The sequence below is a fragment of the Robiginitalea sp. genome, from assembly GCF_049588695.1.
GTDB lineage: Bacteria > Bacteroidota > Bacteroidia > Flavobacteriales > Flavobacteriaceae > Robiginitalea.
The window spans coordinates 1-5,525 of sequence record NZ_JBAVZJ010000406.1 but is presented as its reverse complement, the minus strand read 5'-3'; the positions used below and the strand labels follow the sequence as shown (position 1 = coordinate 5,525).

7 protein-coding genes and 1 tRNA gene are annotated in these 5,525 nt (G+C 47.9%); 1 reads left to right on the top strand and 7 read right to left on the bottom strand.

The window, feature by feature from the left end; translation table 11 throughout:
- The 6 genes from nrfD to WBV75_RS09515 form a co-directional block, all read right to left on the bottom strand.
- The coding region (gene nrfD, locus WBV75_RS09540; RefSeq protein ID WP_424120392.1) for an NrfD/PsrC family molybdoenzyme membrane anchor subunit at nucleotides 1-1,073 on the bottom strand (1,073 nt) is incomplete at its 3' end.
- Complete coding sequence (locus WBV75_RS09535; RefSeq protein ID WP_424120391.1) at nucleotides 1,070-2,053, bottom strand: 4Fe-4S dicluster domain-containing protein; 984 nt, start codon at nucleotides 2,051-2,053, stop codon at nucleotides 1,070-1,072. The genes nrfD and WBV75_RS09535, both read right to left, overlap by 4 nt.
- An 11-nt stretch (nucleotides 2,054-2,064) precedes the next feature.
- Nucleotides 2,065-2,334 carry a hypothetical protein gene (locus tag WBV75_RS09530; RefSeq protein WP_424120390.1) on the bottom strand — a complete coding sequence of 90 codons (270 nt, stop codon included), beginning with the start codon at nucleotides 2,332-2,334 and terminating at the stop codon, nucleotides 2,065-2,067.
- 6 nt (nucleotides 2,335-2,340) lie between these two features.
- Nucleotides 2,341-3,198, bottom strand: a complete 858-nt coding sequence (locus WBV75_RS09525; protein ID WP_424120389.1) for a DUF5777 family beta-barrel protein — start codon at nucleotides 3,196-3,198, stop codon at nucleotides 2,341-2,343.
- 21 nt (nucleotides 3,199-3,219) lie between these two features.
- The gene (locus WBV75_RS09520) at nucleotides 3,220-3,597 is read right to left on the bottom strand and encodes a hypothetical protein (RefSeq protein WP_424120388.1); all 378 of its coding nucleotides are present in this window, start codon (nucleotides 3,595-3,597) and stop codon (nucleotides 3,220-3,222) included.
- 108 nt (nucleotides 3,598-3,705) lie between these two features.
- Nucleotides 3,706-4,797 (bottom strand): hypothetical protein, encoded by a 1,092-nt coding sequence (locus WBV75_RS09515; RefSeq protein ID WP_424120387.1) that lies wholly within the window; start codon nucleotides 4,795-4,797, stop codon nucleotides 3,706-3,708.
- 405 nt (nucleotides 4,798-5,202) lie between these two features.
- Between WBV75_RS09515 and WBV75_RS09510 the strand changes: the two genes are divergently transcribed.
- Nucleotides 5,203-5,276 (top strand) — tRNA-Pro (locus WBV75_RS09510).
- A 33-nt stretch (nucleotides 5,277-5,309) separates the two neighbouring features.
- Here the strand turns inward: WBV75_RS09510 and WBV75_RS09505 are convergent.
- Nucleotides 5,310-5,525: hypothetical protein (locus WBV75_RS09505; RefSeq protein ID WP_424120386.1), on the bottom strand; the 216-nt coding region annotated here is incomplete at its 5' end.

Sequence of the window (5,525 nt, the reverse complement as noted above, 5' to 3'; positions counted from 1 at the left end):
GAACCCAGTACCACAAATATGGAGATGATAAACAGGGTCTTTGGTTTTCGGAAGCCCCTGAATATTGTCAACAGGGCGGGTAATAGCAACCCAAAAACCGAGACCAGCCAGAAGGGCAGGGCATAATCCCCCTCCATCAAGGTCTGCAAATGCTCCGATTCAGCCTTTTTAGATGTAAAAAGTGGTACTACATATTCATTTATATTAAAATAAAGGTAGAGTATCAGGGCCAGATTTAACAGCTTGCCCATTTTGTCAAAGTGGAAATCGGTAATGTATTCCTGGAGTTTTTTGTTTCTCCGGACGATATAAGTTACGGCAACCAGGCTTCCGATCCCTGATACCATGGCCCCGGAAATAAAATAGGGCGCAAAATTGGAACTGTCCCAACCCACCCGGTAGGTGGTCGAGAACAGGTAGGCGTCAATGGTCTCCAGTATCAGCCCCAGAGGGATGATCAACAGGGCCAGCAGGTGGGTGCTTTTTTTCTGAAGCTCGATTTGTTTTGCAGCCCAGTTCCACTTCAGGGCAAAGAACCCGTAGATCTTGCTCAGGCGGGGTTTGGTTTTTGCATAGTGGTCCCGCATGATCGCCAAATCTGGTAGTAGCGGGACGTACAACAACAGAAGGCTCACCATGATAAAGGTGGGGATGATGATAACATCCCAGGTAATGGGTGACTGCAGCCTGGCATGCGCAAAGAGGTTGAGCATGCGGTCTGGGCGGGCCATGTCGATGATGATGGTGATTCCCGCCATAATGATACAGGCCAGGGCCACGATTTCCGCAAGGCGTACAAAAGGCCGCCGCCATTCATTTTTGGTCAGGCGCAGGACTGCCACCACAATGGCTGCCACAAAGCTCGTCGCCACAAAGAAGACAAAGTTGGAGATATAGAATCCCCAAAGCACATAATCCCGCATGTCGGTAACTACCTGTCCCTGGATAATCTGGTCGATGTAGGCCACAATTCCGGCTGCGATTATAACCAGCAACAGAGCCACCCAAAGCTTTCCCTTGGCATCAAACTTCTGGGGTCCCAGATCTTTAATAAGTTTGTCGTACCTGCTCATGATTCCTCAGGATTTTCTGTGGGTACTTCCGGTTTTTCAACCGATTGGAATTCGTTGTAATTCTCAAGGCCTTCTTCAAAGGAGAGTCGGTCCCTTGGCGGTAAATAATAAACACTTGGTTCGGTGCCCAGGTCCTCAAACAGCCGGTATCCGGCATTTTCCTCCAGAAGTTTGCTCAGGCGCACGGTTTCGTTTCCGTTGGTTACCACATCCTCATTTTTATCCCCGAAATAGAAGACGCCATTCGGACATGCAGTGACACAGTGGGGAAGTTCCCCTTTTTCAGCCTGGTGGGGGCAGAAGTCACATTTGTCAACCGTCCCTTTTATACTGGGCATACCGGCATGTTCCGGACTGTGCATTTCTTCTACCATGTCCATATTCATCTCGAATTCCTGGTTGGGCTCATTCCAGTTGAACACCCTGGTGGAGTAAGGACAGGCGGCCATACAAAACCGGCAGCCCACACAACGGTCATTGTCGATCAGCACCAGGCCGTCTTCCCGTTTAAAGGTTGCGTCTACCGGGCATACCGTCACACAGGCAGGCTGGTCACAATGCATACACATAGTAGGCAGCCAATAAGGGGCAGTATCTTCGGTTTCCTGCATTTTATACACTTTCAGCCAGGCATTGTCCCCGGTTACAAAGTGATGTTTATTGCAGGAGCGCTGACAGGCCAGGGCGTTTTGGCATTTCGCCAGATCCACCACCATAGTGAATTTTCGCCCGGGGATCCCTTTTCTTACATTATGGGTAACCTGGTCGAGGTCCATCTCTTCAACATCCATGGGATCCACCTCGATGATGTTCCCATCGACATCCATCAGTTCCATGGTCTTGCCGGACGGATCTTTTGATTCAAAGGCGAAGCCCTCCTTCAGATGCGTGAGCGCTGCTCCTCCAACAATGGAGGCAAGCCCGAGTTTCCACCCGTTATTGAGAAATTTTCGTCTTGTATCTTTCTTTTGATCGTCCATAATTCAAAATGCTACTGGTCTTTTTTGTCTTTATCCAACCAATTGAGAAGTTCTGCATTGCTGATTTTCTTTTTGACCACACTGGATTTTTTCAGACTGCTCACCTTAACCCGCACTGCTGTACCATCTGGTTTTAGAAGGGTTTTATAGGCTGATGAATCCTCCTGCTTTTCAGATTCAGCGGCCTGAACCGGGAGCAGTGGCAAAAGCAGCCCTGAACCCAGGATAGGCAGAAACTTTCTTCTATCTATGCCTTTCGGATTTTTTGAGTCGTCTTTCATGTAGTCTTAGAAATTATACAATCGGGTTATGGTAAAGCCCAGCAGGATGTTCCGGGTACCTTTGAAAAAATTGTATTCGTTATAGAAGTAATTGGCCTGGGGCGTAATTCCATTCAGACTCGATAAGTATACCTGAAAGGCGTGGGATGAGGTTACGAATTCTGCACCTATACTAAAGCCAGGTTCAGGGTAGTTATAGCCATCAAAGTCCGCAAAGGGCATACTGTACTCCATGGTGATGGCGGTCCCGGGGGTGATTTTATAACGCCCGCCAAATGCCAGACCGAAAACATCGTTGTCCTGTCCTTCCTGCACCAGGTTAAAGTGGGAAACACTCCCGGCCACCTGCATGGAAAAATTGGGGGAGAACCTCCTGGAGATAATCAGCTGGTGGAAAAAGGAATACCTGTGCTGGTCGAGAGCAAAGTTTTCCTTTTTACGGGCATCGACTACAAAGTTCCCATAGTAACTCACATTCACAGGGACTCGGCCTGAACGGGTCTGACGAAGCAAACCTACTTTCCAGTTGAAGTCTTGTAATCGCCTCAGTTTTTCAGTACCAATACCTACCTGCAGGCGTTCGTGTATTGTATAGGTCAGGCCAAGTCGGATGTTCGCGGCCCCCCAAATACCCAAAAGGTCATTTTCGCCACCACCAATGGTACCGAAACGGTGTTGCATCACAGCTTCAAGGGTATTCTTTAAATAAATTTTATCCGTTGGATTGTCAATTAGAAAGGCACTTTCAAAAGCGGGACGCTCAGGCTTATCAACAACCTCCACAGGCTCGGCTTCGGTTTCCTGACCTATTAATGTCAGGGGTGTGCAGCACAAAATCAGAAAGAGAAAAAATAGTGGTCTCATCTTTGAGGTTCTTAAGGTTAGTTATTCCAGAGCACCCCGGTCGATCCAGGCTTCTATCAGGTCCAGTTCGCTGTTGGTCAGGTTTATGCCAACATTCGGGTGATTCCCATTTCCGGGCAGGCGCTGGTAGAACAGGCTACCCGCTCCGTTACCCGCCTCTACATAATCAGGGACCAGGGCCTCATACGCATTTTCCTCCCTTAAATCCGGGGCAGGCTCCAATCCGCTGTGGCACTGTACACAGTTGTATTTGGTAATAATAGGCTGCACGTCCTCGGTGTAGGTGATCTGATCTTCCGGTGGCGGAACCAGATCTTCCTCTACCGCTGTATCGTAATAGCAGGCTGTGGTGCAAAGCAGCAGGCAACCAGCCAGAAACTGAAGTGTTTTTTTCTTCATTGCGTATGATTTATAGGTACCCTAAAGTATTCGGGAGTAGCTCAAAACATTATCAGCACCGGGATTGGGATATAGAAATGCCACAACCCGGCGCTGAAAAGTTCAGTCTTATTCGTTCTGAAGCGCTTCGATGGAATTCTTAAGAAGTGCCTGAGTGTATCTCGGGTTGTGTATGCCCCTACTCTGGTCTTCCAAAGCGCTCTTGTAGTTCCAGGCAGCCATAGCGGCAACATCTGAGAAGATACCACTATTAGAAGTGGTTCCGTTCTCCTGTATTATACCCACAACAGTTTCACCATTCGGAATGATATTACCATTGTCATCTTCATCGAAGCCTTCCCCTTCAACGGTTTGAAGAAGTGCCAAGAGTGTGGCCATGTCTGCGGTATAGCCATCAGCCTCACCCGGAACCGCCTGGTGACAACTGATACATACTGCTTCCACAGGAGTCCAGGAGTGTCCACCTTCTTCCACAGCTGTCGCATCCCCCATATGGCATTGAACACAAGAGGATTGAGAACGGTGAGTTGCAGAACCCGGCGAATCATAGGCCTCATTTCCTGGAATCTCTGCGCCGAGGATCCCTTCGAGCATAGTCGCCTGGGGACCGTGGTGCGGTCCGAATCTTGAAGTATTTACGACGTAGGTCCCGTCGGCATTGAGGGCTGGAATTTCATAACTGTCCCTGGGCTGGTGACAGGAGATACAATTGTTGCTGGCATCCCCGAAGTCAAGCACGATACTCGGAGCGAGTACAAGTCCAGTAGGATCCGGATTCCGCAAGGCGTAATCAGGGCCGTCATTTTCGAAGTCAAAAGTGCGGTGGCTGTCGTGGCAGGTATTACAGGATATGGTATTGTCCCCACTGAAAGGACCTTCGGCCGCTCCTGTTTCAATAAACTCGATAAAACCGTCGCTACCGTGGCATTGTGCACATCCTACCCGGTTCTCGGCGAAGCCTACTGAGCCGGAGGCGTGGGCTGAAAGTGCAAAAGCTTCAAAAATAGGTTCGCGGGTGGAATTGGAATGGCAGGAAACACAGGAAGCGGTACCATCCACTCCATCTGTCCCATCTACTCCGTCAATTCCATCCATACCATCTGCTCCGGGAGGTCCGGGTTCGGGATCGCTCGTACAGTTTACAAACAAGAATGCTGATGCCAGAATCATCAGTAGCCCAAAAAGCTTGTTAATTTTCATAAGGTGTTTTTTTAATTGGTGGTAGTTGTATTCTTAAAATCTTGTTAAAAATTATTAAATACTCGGGTAAGTAACAAATGTTACACTCGAATAAACATGATTTTTATCATGAGAGCTTAAAATTTAGAGTAATTCTAAATAATCAGGCTCCAAAAAGGACGATTGTGTTGCGCAGTTTCCCTTTTTTAAGATGCACCTTGCCAGATTTGCGCAAAAAATAATTACACATCAAATTCACCAATTAAGCTTCCGGAGTTTTAGGATTATTATATATTTGCTGGCCGAAAGAAAAGGGAGCTGAGTTTCTTTCATAGAGTGTCTTTGAGCATAGACACTGCGAGGCCTGCCGGCTGGCTCCTCGCTAAAATGGTCCACAGGACCATTTCTTAACGCTCAAACCCAGTTCGGGATGTAGTTCAGCCTGGTAGAATACACGCATGGGGTGCGTGTGGTCGCTGGTTCGAATCCAGTCATCCCGACGAAACACCTGTTAAATGGTGGTCAAAGCACTGTCAACTGACTGATTGACAGTGCTTTTCATTTTTATTGATTTCATTTGAATTCATTTGATTCACCGCTTCTGGTGTATCATTCGGTGAATCAACCGGTACAATTCTTGAGCATAATTTTGTCAGTGACAAGGCTGACAGGGGTCGTTTGCAAACGCGATTTGTTAACCTTAAACGATTTCCATTATGCCCGATTACAACCCGCCCAGTATTTTGATG

Excerpts from the sequence above, each read along its gene's own strand:
- WBV75_RS09535 (WP_424120391.1), bottom strand. The coding sequence starts at position 2,053 with ATGGACGATCAAAAGAAAGATACAAGACGAAAATTTCTCAATAACGGG.
- WBV75_RS09515 (WP_424120387.1), bottom strand. The coding sequence starts at position 4,797 with ATGAAAATTAACAAGCTTTTTGGGCTACTGATGATTCTGGCATCAGCA.
- WBV75_RS09525 (WP_424120389.1), bottom strand. The coding sequence starts at position 3,198 with ATGAGACCACTATTTTTTCTCTTTCTGATTTTGTGCTGCACACCCCTG.
- WBV75_RS09530 (WP_424120390.1), bottom strand. The coding sequence starts at position 2,334 with ATGAAAGACGACTCAAAAAATCCGAAAGGCATAGATAGAAGAAAGTTT.
- WBV75_RS09520 (WP_424120388.1), bottom strand. The coding sequence starts at position 3,597 with ATGAAGAAAAAAACACTTCAGTTTCTGGCTGGTTGCCTGCTGCTTTGC.